Source organism: Cytobacillus firmus DS1 (genome assembly GCF_000565285.1).
Lineage (GTDB): Bacteria > Bacillota > Bacilli > Bacillales > Cytobacillaceae > Cytobacillus > Cytobacillus firmus_A.
The window spans coordinates 1-577 of record NZ_APVL01000071.1 but is presented as its reverse complement, the minus strand read 5'-3'; the positions used below and the strand labels follow the sequence as shown (position 1 = coordinate 577).

Sequence of the window (577 nt, the reverse complement as noted above, 5' to 3'; positions counted from 1 at the left end):
ATGCCTTTGGCAAGACAACTGGTACACCAGCGGTGCGTCCATCCCGGTCCTCTCGTACTAAGGACAGCTCCTCTCAAATTTCCTGCGCCCACGACGGATAGGGACCGAACTGTCTCACGACGTTCTGAACCCAGCTCGCGTACCGCTTTAATGGGCGAACAGCCCAACCCTTGGGACCGACTACAGCCCCAGGATGCGATGAGCCGACATCGAGGTGCCAAACCTCCCCGTCGATGTGGACTCTTGGGGGAGATAAGCCTGTTATCCCCGGGGTAGCTTTTATCCGTTGAGCGATGGCCCTTCCATGCGGAACCACCGGATCACTAAGCCCGACTTTCGTCCCTGCTCGACTTGTAGGTCTCGCAGTCAAGCTCCCTTGTGCCTTTACACTCTGCGAATGATTTCCAACCATTCTGAGGGAACCTTTGGGCGCCTCCGTTACTTTTTAGGAGGCGACCGCCCCAGTCAAACTGCCCACCTGACACTGTCTCCCGCCCCGATCAGGGGCGCGGGTTAGAATTTCAATACAGCCAGGGTAGTATCCCACCGACGCCTCCACCGAAGCTGGCGCTCCGGC

The 577-nt window shown here is 58.2% G+C and carries 1 rRNA gene; it reads right to left on the bottom strand.

What is annotated here, in order from left to right:
* Window positions 1–577, bottom strand: a 23S ribosomal RNA gene (locus PBF_RS24805); the annotation flags it as partial.